Below are 17111 nucleotides of genomic sequence, written 5' to 3'. Positions count from 1 at the left end.
TCTTAAGAAAAATAAAACAAGTCCTTTTGCAGCTTTCTATTTTATATGTATGCATGAAAACAGAAAAAAACGTCCACTTTAATCTAAATCGTGGACGTCTATTTGAGACATAGGAATATTAACATGTTTAGGCATCCGGATTTCCAACACTCCGGAACGATATATGGCGCGTGTGCCTTTTTTACGAACCGAACAAGGAAGCTGAATTTCTTCTTTGAAGGATTCTTCTCCATCTATTCCTTCAATCGTACACACATATGGCGTATGATAGACTTTAATGCTTGATATAATATCGCGGTTAGGGATTTTTAGCTGTACAATGCATTCATCTAATGTATTGATGACGTTTGAATCAAATCTTCTTGGCTTTTGTCCATGACCTTCAGTTCCCATATCCTGCTGTTCTTTCATCATGTCTTGGGCTTGCTTAAAGAATTCATTTCCTTGCATAAAATCCGGAAAAGAATGGGACATCGTAGAAGAAATCATTTGCTGAATATACTTATTCATGTCTTTAGATGCCATTCCTTTTGGGATATTTTCCATCATTCCTTTAAAGGGAGATTTTCCAAATGGAAACATATTTACACACCTCCTTGTAATGTGCCAAGTAAAACGACAAAATTGTTAGAGCTAAATTTGATTTCCAATTGGAGCTGAAGGGTTTGCAATTTGATCTTGATCGCTTACATCAGGATCTAACACGCCCGTATTCATTTGAGAGCAAGTAGGAGAGAAGTTACCTAAAGAGAAATTCGCGCCGTTAAACTTTGAGTTCGCTGTGTGACTGTTTTGAATGGTGGAACCAAAATCAATATTTGCGTTTTGCGTGACACCGTTTGTTACGATATTAAAAACGTTAATTTGAAGAGGCATAAAGAGACTCCTTACTGTTTTTATTCATTCTACTCCAACAGTCTATTGCGTTCAGAGAGAATGTATTCACCGTTTGTCGTCATGCTGTTGACAAGCATTGCCCTATATCACTGCTGATAACCATTGACATGATCAACGTTTGCAATATCTGTTTGGTCATTTGTATCAGGATCGATATAAATGTTTCGCATTTTCGAGGAAGCAGGTGAGACATCGCCATAAGAAGAGTTCGTACCAGTGGATTTTGAATGAGCCGTGTGACTGTTATGGAGTGCTTCGCCAATGTTGACAGAACCGTTGCTTGAGATACTGTTGATCTTTAAATTATAAATGTTAATAACACTTGGCATACGCTCTCACCCTTTTCTATGGTTGATTAATGTATCCTATGATGATAAGTGCCTAAACGTTCACAATTCCTCATAACTAAAATCGCCTTTTCCGATTGAAGGAAAAAGCGATTGAGAGAGGATTACTTAATGATATGATGGGCTTATGAAATGGGTGCAATACGATAATTCTTTTTTTCTAAAATGTAAGAGATGCTTTGTTGGACAGTGGAAAATGTTCGCCAATTAAACTGAGAATCTACAAGCGAGAGAGCCATTTTTGAAGAAAGACCAACAATAAGGCAAGTGGTACCAATCAAACGCAAAGCATCGTGGAGCGTGTTAATATAATAACCGTGTTCTTCATCTAACGAATGAAGGGAAGATAAATCAACAAGCAAATAGCGCGCCTGTTCTTTTACAACTGCCTCCAATACCGTTTCAGTTAGCTTCTTTCCACGTTCTATATTCATCTTACCTGTAATGGGCACAGCTAAAACCTCGTCCCATATCTTTAATAAAGGCGTGGACAAATCCTCAATTAACCGTTCTTTTTCAAGCTCTGCTTCGGCTTGATCTGTAAAGTCTAATAGCATAAGCAAGTAGCCATAACGCTCGCCGTCTTTTGTATCAATAGGGTGAATCACAGCTTCTGCTACATATTGACTGCCAATCGTTATACGCGTTCGGTAGGTTGTATGGAGAGAGGTGAGTAATTTTTCCGCTTCTTCAGAATTGGAATGAAAGAAGTCCATATGCTTTCCAATTAACTCTTCGATATGAGATAACTGGTAGATTGGGAGTACTGGCTGGAGTGTTTCAATTGCTCTTGCATTCATCCACTGCACACGATAGTCTTTATCTGCAATGATCATGGTTTCTTGAATATTTTCTAAAATCAAATGTCCATTAAGCTTTTGTGGAAGTCGTCCAATTCCATTCATTCTCCATCTCTCCTTATGTGTGTATTAAGTTTATGTACATCTACTTTATATTTTACAGTGAAAAGAATGAAGAAGGCTATAAGAAATTTATTAACGTGTATAGGGATCATGGTATGTAAAAAAACGTAGGAGTAAGCACTCGCTTCAATTAAAAAACTCCCCTGTGCAAAAGGGGAGTCCACCTTACTCATATGATTTAATAAAATCAACGTTGTATTTTTCAACGCTTGATAAGTAGGAGTCTCTAAATAATGAATCAGGCGTATACCATGACTTTTCATAAAAATAGGCTTGAAGATCTTTCGATTTAAATACATACCCATGCCGCGCATAGATTTCATTTCGAGCTAGCCTTAGTTCACTCGAGCTCAAACTGCTAATATCTCTATAGCTTAATTTGTAAGAATCCGAACCAGGAAGAATATAAGAGCTTGAAGTAGTATAAGAGCGCGGCCCAGGCACGATCACTTCTCGTTCTTTTATGACGGTTTTTTCCTTTTCGACGGGCGGCGTTTGTATATTTAACATAATACTTTCTTCACTTTGAATAGTGTAGGGACTGCTTTTGAACGTTGTGCCGTCTTTTTGCACTTCTGCATGAACAGTGACGCTTCCATCCGTGGCAACAGGCCCTATTTGTGATGAGCTATTCACCTGCAGTCCCGTGCTTTTTCCGTTTACGAATAAAATAGCGTCATCTCTATTCGATGAGATTGTAACGTAAGCCCCTTTAAATACAACAGATATATTTTCTTCTTTTTGCCGGTGAAAATTCACAGTGGTTTGGTCTGTAAGTTTTCCGTAAGAGCTTTCATAAGAAGCCGTAAGCGGGTAATTTCCAATCATAAAAGGCCCTATTTTTTGCGTTTGATTTTTGGATATCGATTGTTTTGTGTCATTAACTGTAACCGTTGCATCCTCTGGCGTGGTGAGGGAGATATAATATGATGATGGCACAACCACGTACTGTTTTTTGAAGAGTAGTGAATGTTTCTGTTCTTTTATTGCAAAGTAGATACTCGATTTATTTTTCAAATCATTTTCAACGTCTCGTAAAATAGAACCATCAGAAGTTGCATCCAACAAAGCTTGAATAGATGTGTCATTAATAACTATAGTAGACTGTGAAGAGTCTAATAACTCTCTTAACACAGCTGTATCTTTCGATTCTAATGCCTCAATAAAGCGGTCAGCCGTTTTTTCTTCTGAGCCAGAGAAAAAGAAATAAAATACAAAAGTTAAAAGAAGTATAAGCGCAATTCCCCCGCCAATATACCATTTCTTTTTATGCTTAGCTGCAGCAGGCGACACGGTGAAAGAAAAGCCGCAGTTATTGCAAAATAATTGGTCTGTGCTTGCACTGGCACCGCATTTGGGACATTGATTCATTCACACCATTCCTTTCTTTTTATTCCATTAAATGTATGGAAAGTATAGGTAAAACAGACCATTAAATTGGAAAAAGAATAGATTCAATAAGAAAGATAAACACCCCAAACATGCACAGTAAGAGTGAGATGTGCTATGATAAAAACTATATATTAATCCGATAGGGACACTCTGTCATATAAAAAGGAGATGAAGCAAATGAGTGTTTCATTTGTAAATAAAAATCAAAAGTCTACGTATGAAAAACTGCTGCCTCTAGTCGGAAAATTTAAGAAACGAGCTTTTAAAATAGATGAAGAAGGTACGTTTCCCTTTGAAAATATTCAAGAGTTAAAAGAAGCGGGCTATACACGTCTTTCTCTCGAAAGCAAATATGGCGGAGATGAATTGCGCCTTTATGATTTTTTATTATTTCAAGAATTAATTGCTCAAGGAGACGCTTCTACGGCTCTTAGTATTGGATGGCATATGGGGATTACAATGGACTTGCGTGAAAAAAAGCCTTGGAATCAGCAAATGCTCGATTTTATTTTTAAAGAAATAGAAAAAGGTGCACTTATTAACACCGCTGCCACTGAACCGAAGACAGGAAGTCCTACTCGAGGAGGCAAACCGGAAACGAAAGCTGTAAAAACAAAAGAAGGCTGGCGAATCAATGGCCGAAAAACATTCACCACGATGTCTCCGGTCTTAAATTACTTCTTGGTAAAAGCAAGCATCGAAGGTGAAGAAGAGATCGGCTTATTTTTAATTCCTCATGAAACAAGCGGACTTTCAATAGAAGAAACATGGGATATGATTGCAATGCGCGGAACAGGAAGTCACGATCTTGTGCTAGAAAACGTCGATATTGAACACGACTTTCTTGTTGAACGCCTCGGTGGTTTTAAAAAGAATGAGCCAAGCGGCTGGCTGCTTCATATACCAGCTTGCTATATGGGGACAGCCATCGCAGCAAGAGATTATGCTGTCGCATTTGCTACAGAATATTCGCCTAATAGTATTGAAGGGACGATTAGCGAGTTGCCAAATGTGCAGCGTTTAGTAGGAGAGATGGAACTTGAACTCATGCAGGCGCGTCACTTTATGTACAGCGTGGCAAGTAAATGGGATGAGACCAGCGACCGAGCAGCATTAGCTGGAGAGTTAGCAGCTGTCAAACACGTGGTGACCAATAGTGCCTGTACGGTTGTCGACAAAGCAATGCGCATAGTAGGAGCACGTAGCTTGCAGCGCAGTAATCCACTACAGCGTTATTATAGAGATGTGCGTGCCGGGCTTCATAACCCTCCCATGGATGATATGACGATTGTTAATTTAGCGAAGCAGGCGTTTACTAGATAAAACTTAATAACATGTTAAATGATGAAAAACTGCTTATTATAGGCTATTCTATAATAAGCAGTTTTTTCGTTGCAAGAGGAGGAATTGAAGATGAAGTCTGTAAGAGAAATTCAGCTGACACCCTATAATATCGCGTGGGAAAAGGAATTTTCAAAAGAAGCTGCCACCTTAACAACTATAATGTCAGCTCAAGTTTTAGAGGTTCATCATATTGGAAGCACTGCTGTTCCCGGCTTAAGCGCAAAACCGATTATTGATTTACTTATTGAAGTGAAAGATATAAAGAAAGTAGATACATATAATCAGAGAATGGAACAGCTTGGATACGAAGCGAAAGGTGAAAACGGCATAAAAGGAAGAAGATACTTCCAAAAAGGCGAAAATGAAAGAACGCATCATGTTCATATTTACGAAAAAGGCCACCCAGAAATTAATCGGCATATATGGTTTCGAGATTATCTGCGTACTCACCCTGATGCAACGAAAGAATACGAAACGTTGAAAATAGAACTAGCGCACCGCTATCGCTTTGAACCAGAAAAATATGTGGAAAATAAAACGAATTTTATTCATAAAATAGATGGGCTAGCTTTAAAATGGAGAAAGGGAAGCAGCAATAAGAATAGTAAAGATGATCTTAGATAAAAAGGAGGAACGAGCTTGACTCCAGTTCTAAATCGACAGACAAATACAGGTAAAAAGAAAAAAACAATATGGATCAGCCTGATATCATTTGTTCTTCTTTGTTTTGTACTTTGTACGGCAATTTCTCTTTATGTAGGCATAAGCCTGACAAAACTAGATAAAAATCCTGCTGTGAAAAATCCTGGTGATTACGGCATGCACTATAGCAATCAAGTATTTTTGAGCAAAGACGGAATAACCCATTTAAAAGGATGGATGATTGAACCAACGGAACAGCCAAAAGCGACTATTATTATGTCACATGGATACGGGAATAACCGTGAAGCACAAGGAGCTGGCTTTCTGCCGCTGAGTAAAGAATTTGTAAAAGCGGGATATCGAGTGGTCATGTTTGATTTTAGAGATGCAGGAAACTCAGAAGGAAATCAAACGACGATTGGTGTAAAAGAACAGCTCGATTTATTAGGCGTTATTCAGAAAATGAAAGAAACAACAAAAGAGCCAATTGTGCTCTACGGCATTTCAATGGGAGCAGCGACTTCTTTACTAGCAGCTTCTCAAGATGACGACGTAAAAGCAGTGGTAGCCGATAGTCCCTTTAGTGATTTAACCTCTTATTTAAAAGAAAATCTATCTGTATGGTCTCATTTACCAAACTTTCCGTTTACACCGCTAACCATTGCTATTCTTCCTGTTATTGCAGGTGCAAATCCTGCTGAAGCTAGTCCCATTAAAGCAGTCGAGCATATTTACCCTCGACCAATTTTATTCATACACAGCACAGGAGATACAAAAATTCCTTACACTGAAAGTGAAAAAATGGCTAAAACGCACCCGGATGCTTTTCACTTCTGGAAAACTGATAAAGCAGAACACGTTCAAAATTATTATGTATACAAAAAAGAATATGTAAAGCGCGTATTATCTTTTATTGAGCAATCGCTGTAAAAAAAAGAGGCTGGGACAAAAATATTTTAGACGAAATGTAAAACGAACCATTGATCAAGGCTTTTGATTAGTGGTTCGTTTTTTTGTTAGGACAAATGTAGATTTCATGTGTGTAAATCTTTCTAGCAGTTGATTGGAGGGCAAGACGAAGACTCCTGCGGGAAAAGCGGAACAGGTGAGACCCCGCAGGAGCGAAAGCGACGAGGAGGTCCAGCGGCCGCCCGCGGAAAGCGAAGTCTTGCACGGAAATCAACTGCGGTGTCTCAAGCAGTTCAGCTCATATATCCCATTTGTTCGTCTTTAAATTGAATTTATCTTGTTATGTCTCAATCTCTTTTTCTGTTGAATTTAAAATAATTTTTCAAAAAGTGATCCAACATCACTCAGCAATCGTTTAGTAGATAGAAAGAGAATACTTCCTAAAAAGGATCATTAAATGTGAGGGAACATAAAAATTCAATATATAGAATATTAAAAATGTTCAATCTATTTAATGGTTTAAGATGTAGTAAGAATGAAAAAAGTGGCGTACATCAACTAAAATGAGGAGAGTGGAAAATGATGAAATTAAGTAAAAAATTAATGATCCCTGTACTAGGAGCTTCACTATTGATGCCGACTATTGCAAATGCAGAGGAAGCAAAACCAACAGCAGTAACAAAAGCTTCGGATCTACGAGCGAACTTAGACTACCTATTATCTGAACACTTTACGCTTGCCGTTGCCGCTATGACAACAGCTTATGATGGTTCTAAAGATGCTGACGCTGCGTTCAAAGCATTGGATCAAAATGCCGTCGACATGGAACCAGCTATTGCTTCTATCTATGGTGATAAAGGAGCGGCTGAATTTGAACGAATTTTCAGATAACACAACAATTACACAGATGATTTTGTAAAAGCAACAAAAGAGAACGACAAAGAAGCCATGGCGGAAGTAGATAAAGAAGTAGATCAATTCGTAAATGAATTTGCTAAGTTTCTAAGCACTGCTACGGAAGGTAAACTACCTGAAGATGCTGCAAAAGAAGCGCTTCGTGTGCACGAAGATCAAGTAAAAGAAACGTTTGAAGATTATGTAGAAGGTGACTATGAGGCAGCCGCGAAGACGTACCGCGAAGGATATCAGCAAATGTTTGCAATTAGTAAAGCGTTGTCAAATGCAATCGTAACGCAAATGCCCGATAAATTCGACAATACAAAAGTAGATACACCAGCAGCAGATTTACGTTCTTCATTAAACAGCTTAGCAGCAGAACATTTTGCTCTAGCAACAATGGGAATGGAAAAAGGGTTTAACGGTTCAAAAGATTACAACTATGTTAGCTGGTTAGAAAATGCCAACACAGCAGATTTTAAAGCTGCAATCGGCTCAGTATATGGGGACGAAGGAGCTGCACAATTAGAAAAAATTTGGCAAGGAGATCACATCAATGCCCAAGCTGAATTAGTAAGTGCTCAAGTAAAAGGCGATGAAGCAGGAGAAAAAGCTGCAAAAGATAAGCTCCATAAATTCGCGCAAGAATTTGGTACATTCTTAGGAACAGCAACAGATGGAAACCTTCCAACTGCAGACGCACAGGCAGCTATAAAAGCACACGAAGATATGGTTATTAAAACATTTGAGCAATATGCATCCGGTGACTACGCTGGAAGTTATGATACGTATCGTGAAGGGTATAAATTAATGTTTGGTGTTGGCCAAGCTTTAGGTGAAGCAATCGTAAAACAAAACCCGGATAAGTTTGCTGAAACAGCTATGCCCACAGATATGCCGAAAACAGGTATGGGCGGGGCATCTGAATCAACGATGAACCCACTAACAGCGATCTATATTGCACTAGGTTCGTTAGCTGTGTTAACAGCTGGAGTTATTTTACGCAAGAAACCCGTAAGCAAATAATATTTTTTCTCCTTTTCCTTATGAATTAAAAGTCAAGAGTCCTGAAAAAAAGAAGAGAGGTTGTTCTCTCTTCTTTTTTATAAACAGCTGTGAAATGAGGTGACGATGTGAAAAAAGCGATTGTTCTCGCCTACTGTATATTAAGTTTAGTCCTGCTTGTTAGCGGCGGGCTATATTTTAAAGAACAAATGGTAGAAGCAAAAGAAACAAAGCAACAGGCTGCAGCTAAGCAAAAAGAAAAAGAAGCACAATCAAAGGATCTAAAAAGCCGGGTAACGCTTGAAGAAGAATTTGCTGTACTAAAAAAGCATAAAACAGAAGCCAAACAGTTAAACAAAGAATTCAAAGGAATCATCCCTGAAAAAGTGTCCATTCCTGCTGTTCATGTGGAGGCTTCAATTGAACAAGTAGGATTATTAGACAGCGGTGAAATGGCAGCACCATCTACAGAAAATAGAGTTGCTTGGTTTGAACCAGGAGCTAAACCTGGCGTAAAAGGAAATGCTGTATTAGCAGGACACTTAGACAGTAAAACCGGCCCTGCCGTCTTTTACAACCTAAAAAACTTAAAAAAAGACGATAAAATTACCGTAAGAGATGCACAGGGGACCACGCTTACTTTTGTTGTTAAACGTATAAAAAGCTATCCGCGAGATAAGGCACCTCTAAACGAAATTTTTGGGTACAGCAACAAACGTAATTTAAACCTGATTACGTGCGCAGGCACGTTTGACCGTGCGGAAGGAGCCCATCAAGAGAGGTTAGTTGTCTATACAGAACTAAAAGCTGACCAAGCAAAAGAATTGGAGCGTGAAGCAACTGCTCCACAACCTCCTACACATGTAAAGATGAGCGGTAATTTGCTTACGTGGTACGCGGTACGAGAAGGTAATATTATCGGTTACCGAATTTATAAAAAGAATCCAGGCGGAACATTTGTCCATATTGGCAGCGTTTCGGAATTTGAGCGAAAAAGCTTTGCTGACTCCGACGCATCTCAAGCTCGTTACTATGTAACAGCTGTTAATGAGTCAGGAAAAGAGTCCGCTCCGTCTAGTATAGCGAAATAACAAAAAGCTCTCCTTAAACGGAGGGCTTTTTGTTATTTTTGATTGTCGATTAAAAAGATATCTTCTGCCTTTATATTTATCTAAATGCTATTAGTTTTAATAGATAAATAAAAATTCCTTAAAAATAATACTTGAATAATATAAATATTCAGATTATTATGTACTAATAGTCTTTTTGGTAATTAAAAGGAAAAAATCTAAAAAGAATCTAAACGAAAAAGGAGAGAAAGCATGGCACAACCTAATTTGCAAACAGAGCAAAAATCACATCCAACAACTTTTCTAGATAAACTATTAGGAAGAGTAGAAGCAATCGGAAACAAACTACCTGATCCTTTTATTTTGTTTGTATGTTTAGCGCTTATTATCGTAGTAGCATCTGTTGCTATTAATAGTATGGGAGTAACGGTAGTCCATCCCGGTACTAATAAGACTCTTCCAATTAAAAGTTTGTTGTCGCATGAAGGCATTCAGTATATCTTAACATCGATGCTGACCAATTTCACTGAATTTAAGCCCCTAGGACTTGTACTTGCTATGATGCTTGGAGTCGGACTTGCAGAAAAAGTAGGTCTGCTTGAAGTGGCCATAAAGAAAACGATTTTAAATGCTCCTAAAGCTCTTATTACATACGCCATCATTTTTACAGGAATTATGGCCAACTTAGCGGCAGATGCTGCTTTTGTCATCGTGCCTCCGCTTGCCGCAATGATTTTTTATACAGTAGGAAGGCACCCGCTTGCTGGATTAGCAGCAGGATTTGCTGGGGTGGGATCAGGCTTTACAGCAAATCTTATTATATCCGGAACCGACGGATTGTTATCAGGCATTTCTACTGAAGCTGCTAAAACAATTGACCCAAGCGCTGCTGTCAGTCCTGCAGCGAACTGGTATTTCATGGCGGCTTCTGTATTTGTTTTGACCGTTATAGGGGCGATCGTCACTGAAAAGATTGTAGAACCTAGGCTGGGCAATTATAAAGGAAAAAAACGCAATGATTTTGGTGAAATTAGTGAGGCAGAAGCAAAAGGATTAAAAAACAGTATCGTTGCTACATGTATTTATGTCGCTGTACTAGCTGTTTTCTTATTTTGGCCCAACTCTCCTCTACGAAATGAAGACGGTGGAATTGTTCCATCTCCTTTTTTAGATGGTATCATTCCGATCACGCTGCTGTTTTTTGTGGTAGTTGGCTCTGTTTACGGAATAACAGTAGGGAAAATCAAAAGTTCTAGAGATGTACCTGCTTATATGACTGATTCGATGAAAGATATGGCTAGCTATATTGTTCTTATTTTTGCGGCTGCTCAATTTATCGCTTACTTTAATTGGACTAATATTGGAACGTGGATTGCAGTAGAAGGAGCGGATGCATTAAAAGCACTAAATCTAACTGGACTTCCAGTTGTGGTTGGTTTTGTATTTTTAACTGTTGTTCTAAGCCTTCTTATTTTTAGCGGCTCCGCTCAATGGGCACTAGAAGCACCTATTTTTATTCCATTGTTCATGCTGTTAGGATACAACCCTGGATTTATTCAAGCAGCATACCGAATAGCGGATTCTTCCACGAATGTAATCACTCCTTTAAATCCATACATGATTGTTATTTTAGCCTTTATGAAAGAATACGAGCCTAAGGCAGGACTTGGCACAATTATTTCACTTATGCTTCCTTATACTCTAGCCTTTTTAGGGATTTGGATTATTATGTTGCTTATTTTTGCAGTATTCGGTATTCCTCTAGGGCCTGGTGTATATATGTATTTGTAAAGAAAAATCCTCTTCTACTCCAAGAAGAGGATTTTTTATGTCAGAAACTCTAACACGTATAAAAAATAGTTCAGCTTATGTGTACATAGGAGAATACATAAGAAAAAGAAAACAGTATAAAAAAACAAAAGTTTTCTGAATAAATTTGCAAAAAGTAGTTGCTAAATACATATAAATCAAATATGATAGTAAACATAACAAGAGATGTTATATAATCTAACATTAAATTTAGGGGTTATTTATTCGTACTTAAGGGGGAAATCATCATGCAAATGGGCGATTCAGTATTTATGTTTTTTTCAGCATTATTGGTTTGGATTATGACACCAGCTATTGCATTGTTTTACGGGGGCATGGTTCGAAGTAAAAACATGTTAAGTACCGCGATGTATAGCGTAGGTTCTTTAGCTGTTATATCCGTTCTTTGGATAGTGGCAGGCTATTCGTTAGCTTTTTCTACCGGTGGCAATGCTTTTATTGGTAACTTGGACTGGGTGGGATTAAAAGGAGTCGGGTTCACTCCAAACGGGGACTACAGTGCTACGATCCCGCATAATATGTTTATGATGTTTCAGCTGACATTTGCTGTACTAACAGTAGCTATTATCTCTGGAGCTTTTGCAGAGCGCATGAAGTTTTCAGCATTTATCTTATTTGCTATCCTATGGTCATTATTTGTATATGCACCAGTAGCACACTGGGTTTGGGGAGTTGGCGGATGGCTTCGTGAACTAGGAGCTATTGACTTTGCCGGAGGAAACGTCGTTCACATTTCATCAGGTGTAGCAGGATTAATTCTAGCTCTTGTTGTTGGAAAACGAAAAAATGCCGATGCCGCAGCACCTCACAATTTACCGTTAACTCTTTTAGGCGGAATGCTGATTTGGTTCGGATGGTTTGGTTTTAACGTTGGAAGTTCTTTAACTATTAACAGCGTTGCAATGACGGCTTTCATTAACACGAATACAGCGGCAGCAACAGGAATTATCGGCTGGCTTGTAGTAGAGTGGATTATCAATAAAAAACCTACGCTGCTTGGAGCTGTTTCGGGAGCGATTGCTGGACTTGTAGCTATTACACCAGCTTGTGGATTCGTTACACCGTTTGCCTCTATTGTAATTGGTTTTATCGGCGGAGCGGTTTGTTTCTGGGGTATCTTCTCACTTAAAAAGAAAATCGGTTACGACGATGCGTTAGATGCATTTGGTCTTCACGGTATTGGGGGAACATGGGGAGGTATTGCAACAGGTTTATTTGCCACAACTTCTGTAAATGACGCCGGTGCGAATGGTTTATTCTACGGAGATCCAAGTCTACTTTGGAAACAGCTGATGGCTATCGTAGCAACGTACCTATTTGTCGGTATTGCTACCTTCATTATTGTTAAAGTGGTTGGATTAATCGTATCTCTGCGTGCGACACAAGAAGAAGAAACGCTTGGGCTTGATATTACGCTGCACGGTGAAAGAGCGTATCACGAATCGAATATGTAAAAGGGGTGGGCACAGTGAGTGATGTTTTAACAAAAATTGAAATTATTACACGCCCTTCAAAGTTTGAAGAGCTTAAGCAAGAACTGGCGAAAATTGGCGTTAGCGGTATTACAGTTACGGATGCGCTGGGGTGCGGGTTGCAAAAAGGCATTACGGAACTTTATAGAGGCGTTAAAAAACAAGACAATATGCACGCACGAATTAAAGTAGAAATTGTGGTGTGCGAAGTTCCAGTATCTGACGTTGTTGATAAAGCAAGAAAAGTACTAAATACAGGTCAGCCTGGAGATGGGAAAATATTTATCTATGAATTAAAAAATGCGATTAAGATCCGAACAGGGGAAGAGGGATCACAGGCATTACGAAATAATAGTTAAACTTAGGGAGAAAGAGAAAACAAAGGGTCATATAAAAGGTGCATACTATGCACCTTTTATTAGGCTGAATAGTTACACGGCATGTTTCCTTATGGTGACATGCTTTTTTGTTATATATATAGCCAAAAAGTATATCGCAAAAAATAAGTGAATATAATTAAAATTATTTTTATAAAATTTCGAAAATTATAAAAATATGTGTCATTGTTACTGACAAATTTGGTGAAATAATGCTGTTTATCCTTTTATAATAGTAAAAAATAACTATATTTTTACTTTTATTAGTTTCTCTTTATATATGAGATTGAATCTATTATGAAAGGATGTGAAAAAAGATGTACATAAACAGCAAGCTGTTTCACCGTTTTCAGAAATGACATTTGTTGCAAAGATAAAAAGCGTTCTAGACGCAAACAAAGGGAGGGAAAATCGTTATAAAAGACTAGCCGCTATTAAGCGTTTTATAACGATTACTACATGCTAAGTAAAAAAATGTTATCTATTTTAGCAACAACGGTCTTATCGGTAGGGTTTGTAGCTGGCTGTGGGAGCAACAGTACATCAGGAGAAGATAAAGGCAGCAATGTTATCAAAATTGCTACGCAAAGCCCTTTGTCAGGAGGTAGTGCGACGTTAGGTGAAGCGATCAAACTGGGAGCTCAGCTAGCTCTTGATGAAGAAAAAGACACGTTTAAAAAATTAGGATATAAGCTTCAGCTTGTACCGTATGACGATCAAGGTGACCCGAAAAAAGGCGTAGCGAACGCTCAGTTAATTGGATCAGATAAAGCCGTCTATGGAGTGATAGGACATTTAAATTCAGGGGTTACCATTCCTTCATCTGAAACGTATGAGAAATATTCAATTCCAATGATTTCTCCTGCAAGTACAGCAACGGACGTAACAGATCGAAAGTTAAAAACGGTTAACCGCATTGTAGCGCGCGATGACTTCCAAGGGCCTGCAGGAGCTGAATATGCTGTTAAAGAGTTGAAAGCAAAAAATATTTTTGTCATTCAAGATAAAACAGCTTACGGACAAGGGCTTGCAGATGCTTTTAAAACAGCAGCTGAAAAAGAAGGAGCAAAAATTGTCGGATTTGAAGGAATTACGGTTGGAGAAAAAGATTTTAACGGTGTGTTAAATCAAGTCTCTAAAGAAAAGCCGGATCTCGTTTATTTTGGTGGTCTTTATGCAGAAGGCGGACTTTTAATTAAACAAGCTCGTGACAAAGGAATTACCGCTAAGTTTATGGGAGGGGATGGCTTAGACTCATCAACTTTAGTTGATATTGCCGGAGATGCTGTAAAAGATACGTATCTTACGTCAGTAGCAGGCGATGCTTCCAAGACACAATTCGCTAAAGATTATGAGAAGAAATTCAATAAAAAAGTAGAGTCATATTCTGTATACGGGTATGATTCCATGAAAGTGATGCTTCAAGGTATTCAAAAAGCAATTGAAGACAATGATAAAAAGCTTCCTTCTCATGAAGCAGTACGTGACGCCGTACGCGATATTACAGAATACAAAGGAGAACTTACGCAGGTAGGATTTGATGAGAAAGGAGACAATAAATACGCTAAAATCTTTATCTATAAGTTTGACGCTCCTTCGTACCCAGCTAAATTAGAAGGAGAAATCTCACAGTAAACCTTAGAAAAGAAAGGTATGGATGTTCCGTACCTTTCTTTTCTTAAAATCGATTTTATAGGACGAAAGGGACGAGGTTATATGTTTGCTCATATTATACAAACGCTGCCGCAAGTGTTAATTGACGGACTAACATTAGGAGCTGTATATGCAATTATTGCCCTAGGTTATACGATGGTATATGGCATTTTAGAACTCATCAATTTTGCACACGGCGAAATTTTTATGTCAGGCGCCTTTATCGGAACCGCTATTTTAATAGGGTTAACAGGCGTAGGTTGGATTGCAGCTTTTCCAGCTGTTGTGACGTTAATTTTAGTTCTTCTTATTACGAGTGTTGCGACTGGGTTTCTTGGTATGGGAATTGAAAGAGTGGCTTACCGCCCCCTACGCAAGTCTTCTAAACTGATTACACTTATTACAGCTATCGGAATGTCGTTTCTATTACAGGATTTTGTGCGCTTCATTACGGAACTTAAGAATGGTAACTATATTGTTAATACCCCTGCTTTATTTTCAGGCAAAGTATCGGTCAGCGCTTCTTCTCTTTCATCATCATTTGATGATGCTACATTTAAAGTAACGTTTATTGTAGTGTTAATTGTTGCTCTTTGCTTAATGATCGGACTTGAAATTTTTGTAAATCGAACCAAATGGGGAATGGCAATGAGAGCTGTAGCCCAAGATCCCGATACAGCTTCACTCATGTCCATTAATGTAAACAAAGTCATTTCCCTTACTTTTTTTATTGGTTCGGCTCTAGGAGGCGCAACCGGTGTGTTATTTGCGCTTCATTACGGAACAATTGATCCTTACATTGGGTTCATATTAGGATTAAAGGCTTTTACAGCAGCTGTTTTAGGAGGAATAGGCAATATACGAGGTGCAATGTTTGGAGGGCTAATGCTTGGCATTCTTGAAATGTTTGCAGCTGCGAATTTATCAACAATCACCGGCAATGTTTTAGGAGCAGAGTATAAAGATGTATTTGCATTTGCCATTTTGATTTTGGTGTTAATTTTTAAACCAGAAGGCTTATTTGGAAAAGCCGTTACAGAAAAAGTGTAGGTGATGAAGATGAAAAAATTAATGAGTAGGCTTGAAGGAAACAAAAAAGCGCAAATCATTCTATTTTTTATATATGTAATTGCAACAAGCGGTAGTTTAATGCTTGCCCAAAAGTCCGTTGTCGCATTTTTACTTCTTTTATTTTCATTATTACTTCTGTATTTTATGTCTCTTTCTACTAAATTAAAATGGCTAATAGCAGGGCTCATTTTAATTGTACTGCTTCCTTTTTCAGCTAGCCAAGGCCCTGCTTATGAATCCTATATGGAAGTATCTACACTAGTAGGCATCTATATTGCTATGGCACTTGGGTTGAACATCGTAGTGGGATTAGCGGGATTATTGGATTTGGGATTTGTTGCTTTCTTTGCAGTTGGGGCTTACACTTATGGAATTTTCGCGACCAATCAAGCTGCTAATTTTATGCCTTTTGGTACGTACCCATTATCAGGAGAAAGCTTTTGGTTTTTTATTATTGCGGGGTGCCTAATAGCCGCTTTATTTGGAGTTCTGCTTGGTATACCTGTGCTGCGCGTAAAAGGAGACTATCTTGCTATCGTTACGCTTGGATTCGGGGAAATTATTCGAATTGTATTTAACAATTTGGATAAACCAATCAATATTACAAACGGAGCAATGGGGCTGTCCTCCGTGACGCCGCCTTCTATTTTTGGGATTAACTTAGTATATCCAAGTCAGTTCTATTATGTAGTATTAGTCATCTTAGCTGCGGTTATTTTCATTGTACGGCGATTTGAATATTCTAAAGTAGGACGATCGTGGAAAGCGGTTCGTGAAAATGAAATTGCAGCTCAAGCGATGGGAATTCACCTTGTCAGAACAAAGCTGCTTGCGTTTGCTATCGGTGCCTCTTTTTCAGGCATGATGGGAGTAGTTTTTGCCGCTAAGCAAACCTTTGTTGACCCAACCAGCTTTACGCTGTTAGAATCTATCACGATTTTAGTCATGGTTATTTTAGGAGGAATGGGGAGCGTTCCAGGCGTCATACTTGGAGCGGCTGTTGTAACCATTCTTAATCTTCAAGTATTAACGGAGCTCACCGATTGGTTTAATCAACTGAGTTTAAACGGGGTTATCTCTATACCAGATGCACTTTCGCCAGCTAAAATGCAGCGATTTATTTTTGGCGGACTTCTTATTCTATTTGCTCTATACAGGTCTCAGGGGTTGCTTCCTGCTAAACAGCCTACGTTCGATTTGAAAGAGCTGAAAGAAGAAGCGGAAGAAGAAATGCAGCCTGTGATTTCAGCGGCTGAGAAAAACGTCAATCTATAGAGGTGAA

Annotated in this window: 16 protein-coding genes and 1 pseudogene; 12 read left to right on the top strand and 5 right to left on the bottom strand. The window is 38.5% G+C overall.

Going from position 1 to position 17111, the window contains the following annotated elements; translation table 11 throughout:
- Window positions 1-78: 78 nt before the first annotated feature.
- The 5 genes from Q5794_RS15430 to Q5794_RS15410 form a co-directional block, all read right to left on the bottom strand.
- Window positions 79-582 (bottom strand): Hsp20/alpha crystallin family protein, encoded by a 504-nt coding sequence (locus tag Q5794_RS15430; RefSeq protein ID WP_214986838.1) that lies wholly within the window; start codon window positions 580-582, stop codon window positions 79-81.
- Between the two features lie 51 nt (window positions 583-633).
- Entirely contained in the window at window positions 634-876 is a 243-nt protein-coding gene (locus Q5794_RS15425; RefSeq protein WP_013057626.1) for a spore germination protein, read from the bottom strand.
- Window positions 877-983: 107 nt separating this feature from the next.
- Entirely contained in the window at window positions 984-1226 is a 243-nt protein-coding gene (locus tag Q5794_RS15420) for a spore germination protein (RefSeq protein WP_013057625.1), read from the bottom strand.
- 143 nt (window positions 1227-1369) lie between these two features.
- Window positions 1370-2149, bottom strand: coding sequence for an STAS domain-containing protein (locus tag Q5794_RS15415; protein ID WP_374988139.1), 780 nt, complete (start codon window positions 2147-2149; stop codon window positions 1370-1372).
- A gap of 183 nt (window positions 2150-2332) precedes the next feature.
- Window positions 2333-3538 (bottom strand): YARHG domain-containing protein, encoded by a 1206-nt coding sequence (locus Q5794_RS15410; RefSeq protein ID WP_214986837.1) that lies wholly within the window; start codon window positions 3536-3538, stop codon window positions 2333-2335.
- A 198-nt stretch (window positions 3539-3736) separates the two neighbouring features.
- Here Q5794_RS15410 and Q5794_RS15405 point away from each other — a divergent pair, with 198 nt between their 5' ends.
- From Q5794_RS15405 to Q5794_RS15350, 12 genes and pseudogenes are all read left to right on the top strand, one after another.
- Window positions 3737-4882, top strand: coding sequence for an acyl-CoA dehydrogenase family protein (locus Q5794_RS15405; protein ID WP_374988138.1), 1146 nt, complete (start codon window positions 3737-3739; stop codon window positions 4880-4882).
- A 90-nt stretch (window positions 4883-4972) separates the two neighbouring features.
- The gene (locus Q5794_RS15400; protein ID WP_192993979.1) at window positions 4973-5527 is read left to right on the top strand and encodes a GrpB family protein; all 555 of its coding nucleotides are present in this window, start codon (window positions 4973-4975) and stop codon (window positions 5525-5527) included.
- 15 nt (window positions 5528-5542) lie between these two features.
- Complete coding sequence (locus Q5794_RS15395) at window positions 5543-6475, top strand: alpha/beta hydrolase (protein ID WP_374988137.1); 933 nt, start codon at window positions 5543-5545, stop codon at window positions 6473-6475.
- 129 nt (window positions 6476-6604) lie between these two features.
- On the top strand, window positions 6605-6784 hold the full coding sequence (locus Q5794_RS15390) for a hypothetical protein (protein ID WP_214986833.1): 180 nt from the start codon (window positions 6605-6607) through the stop codon (window positions 6782-6784).
- A 249-nt stretch (window positions 6785-7033) separates the two neighbouring features.
- Window positions 7034-8377, top strand: a pseudogene (locus Q5794_RS15385) (copper amine oxidase).
- A gap of 107 nt (window positions 8378-8484) precedes the next feature.
- Window positions 8485-9447 carry a class F sortase gene (locus tag Q5794_RS15380; RefSeq protein ID WP_214986832.1) on the top strand — a complete coding sequence of 321 codons (963 nt, stop codon included), beginning with the start codon at window positions 8485-8487 and terminating at the stop codon, window positions 9445-9447.
- Between the two features lie 231 nt (window positions 9448-9678).
- On the top strand, window positions 9679-11217 hold the full coding sequence (locus Q5794_RS15375; protein WP_206532520.1) for an AbgT family transporter: 1539 nt from the start codon (window positions 9679-9681) through the stop codon (window positions 11215-11217).
- 266 nt (window positions 11218-11483) lie between these two features.
- Complete coding sequence (locus Q5794_RS15370; protein WP_192993971.1) at window positions 11484-12710, top strand: ammonium transporter; 1227 nt, start codon at window positions 11484-11486, stop codon at window positions 12708-12710.
- Between the two features lie 14 nt (window positions 12711-12724).
- On the top strand, window positions 12725-13087 hold the full coding sequence (locus Q5794_RS15365; protein WP_013057611.1) for a P-II family nitrogen regulator: 363 nt from the start codon (window positions 12725-12727) through the stop codon (window positions 13085-13087).
- Between the two features lie 477 nt (window positions 13088-13564).
- Window positions 13565-14740, top strand: coding sequence for a branched-chain amino acid ABC transporter substrate-binding protein (locus tag Q5794_RS15360; RefSeq protein ID WP_214986831.1), 1176 nt, complete (start codon window positions 13565-13567; stop codon window positions 14738-14740).
- An 81-nt stretch (window positions 14741-14821) separates the two neighbouring features.
- Window positions 14822-15808 carry a branched-chain amino acid ABC transporter permease gene (locus Q5794_RS15355; RefSeq protein WP_057237408.1) on the top strand — a complete coding sequence of 329 codons (987 nt, stop codon included), beginning with the start codon at window positions 14822-14824 and terminating at the stop codon, window positions 15806-15808.
- 9 nt (window positions 15809-15817) lie between these two features.
- Entirely contained in the window at window positions 15818-17104 is a 1287-nt protein-coding gene (locus Q5794_RS15350) for a branched-chain amino acid ABC transporter permease (protein ID WP_214986830.1), read from the top strand.
- Window positions 17105-17111 lie beyond the last annotated feature (7 nt).

Source organism: Priestia megaterium, from assembly GCF_041941685.1.
Lineage (GTDB): Bacteria > Bacillota > Bacilli > Bacillales > Bacillaceae_H > Priestia > Priestia megaterium_C.
Note: the sequence above shows the minus strand (reverse complement) of the source record. Positions and strands in the feature narration are given on the sequence as shown.

Bases quoted from the DNA above. Each gene is read 5' to 3' on its own strand.
- Q5794_RS15355 (WP_057237408.1), top strand. From the start codon at position 14,822: ATGTTTGCTCATATTATACAAACGCTGCCGCAAGTGTTAATTGACGGA.
- Q5794_RS15410 (WP_214986837.1), bottom strand. From the start codon at position 3,538: ATGAATCAATGTCCCAAATGCGGTGCCAGTGCAAGCACAGACCAATTA.
- Q5794_RS15425 (WP_013057626.1), bottom strand. From the start codon at position 876: ATGCCTCTTCAAATTAACGTTTTTAATATCGTAACAAACGGTGTCACG.
- Q5794_RS15400 (WP_192993979.1), top strand. From the start codon at position 4,973: ATGAAGTCTGTAAGAGAAATTCAGCTGACACCCTATAATATCGCGTGG.
- Q5794_RS15420 (WP_013057625.1), bottom strand. From the start codon at position 1,226: ATGCCAAGTGTTATTAACATTTATAATTTAAAGATCAACAGTATCTCA.
- Q5794_RS15375 (WP_206532520.1), top strand. From the start codon at position 9,679: ATGGCACAACCTAATTTGCAAACAGAGCAAAAATCACATCCAACAACT.
- Q5794_RS15360 (WP_214986831.1), top strand. From the start codon at position 13,565: ATGCTAAGTAAAAAAATGTTATCTATTTTAGCAACAACGGTCTTATCG.
- Q5794_RS15370 (WP_192993971.1), top strand. From the start codon at position 11,484: ATGCAAATGGGCGATTCAGTATTTATGTTTTTTTCAGCATTATTGGTT.
- Q5794_RS15415 (WP_374988139.1), bottom strand. From the start codon at position 2,149: ATGAATGGAATTGGACGACTTCCACAAAAGCTTAATGGACATTTGATT.
- Q5794_RS15430 (WP_214986838.1), bottom strand. From the start codon at position 582: ATGTTTCCATTTGGAAAATCTCCCTTTAAAGGAATGATGGAAAATATC.
- Q5794_RS15350 (WP_214986830.1), top strand. From the start codon at position 15,818: ATGAAAAAATTAATGAGTAGGCTTGAAGGAAACAAAAAAGCGCAAATC.
- Q5794_RS15405 (WP_374988138.1), top strand. From the start codon at position 3,737: ATGAGTGTTTCATTTGTAAATAAAAATCAAAAGTCTACGTATGAAAAA.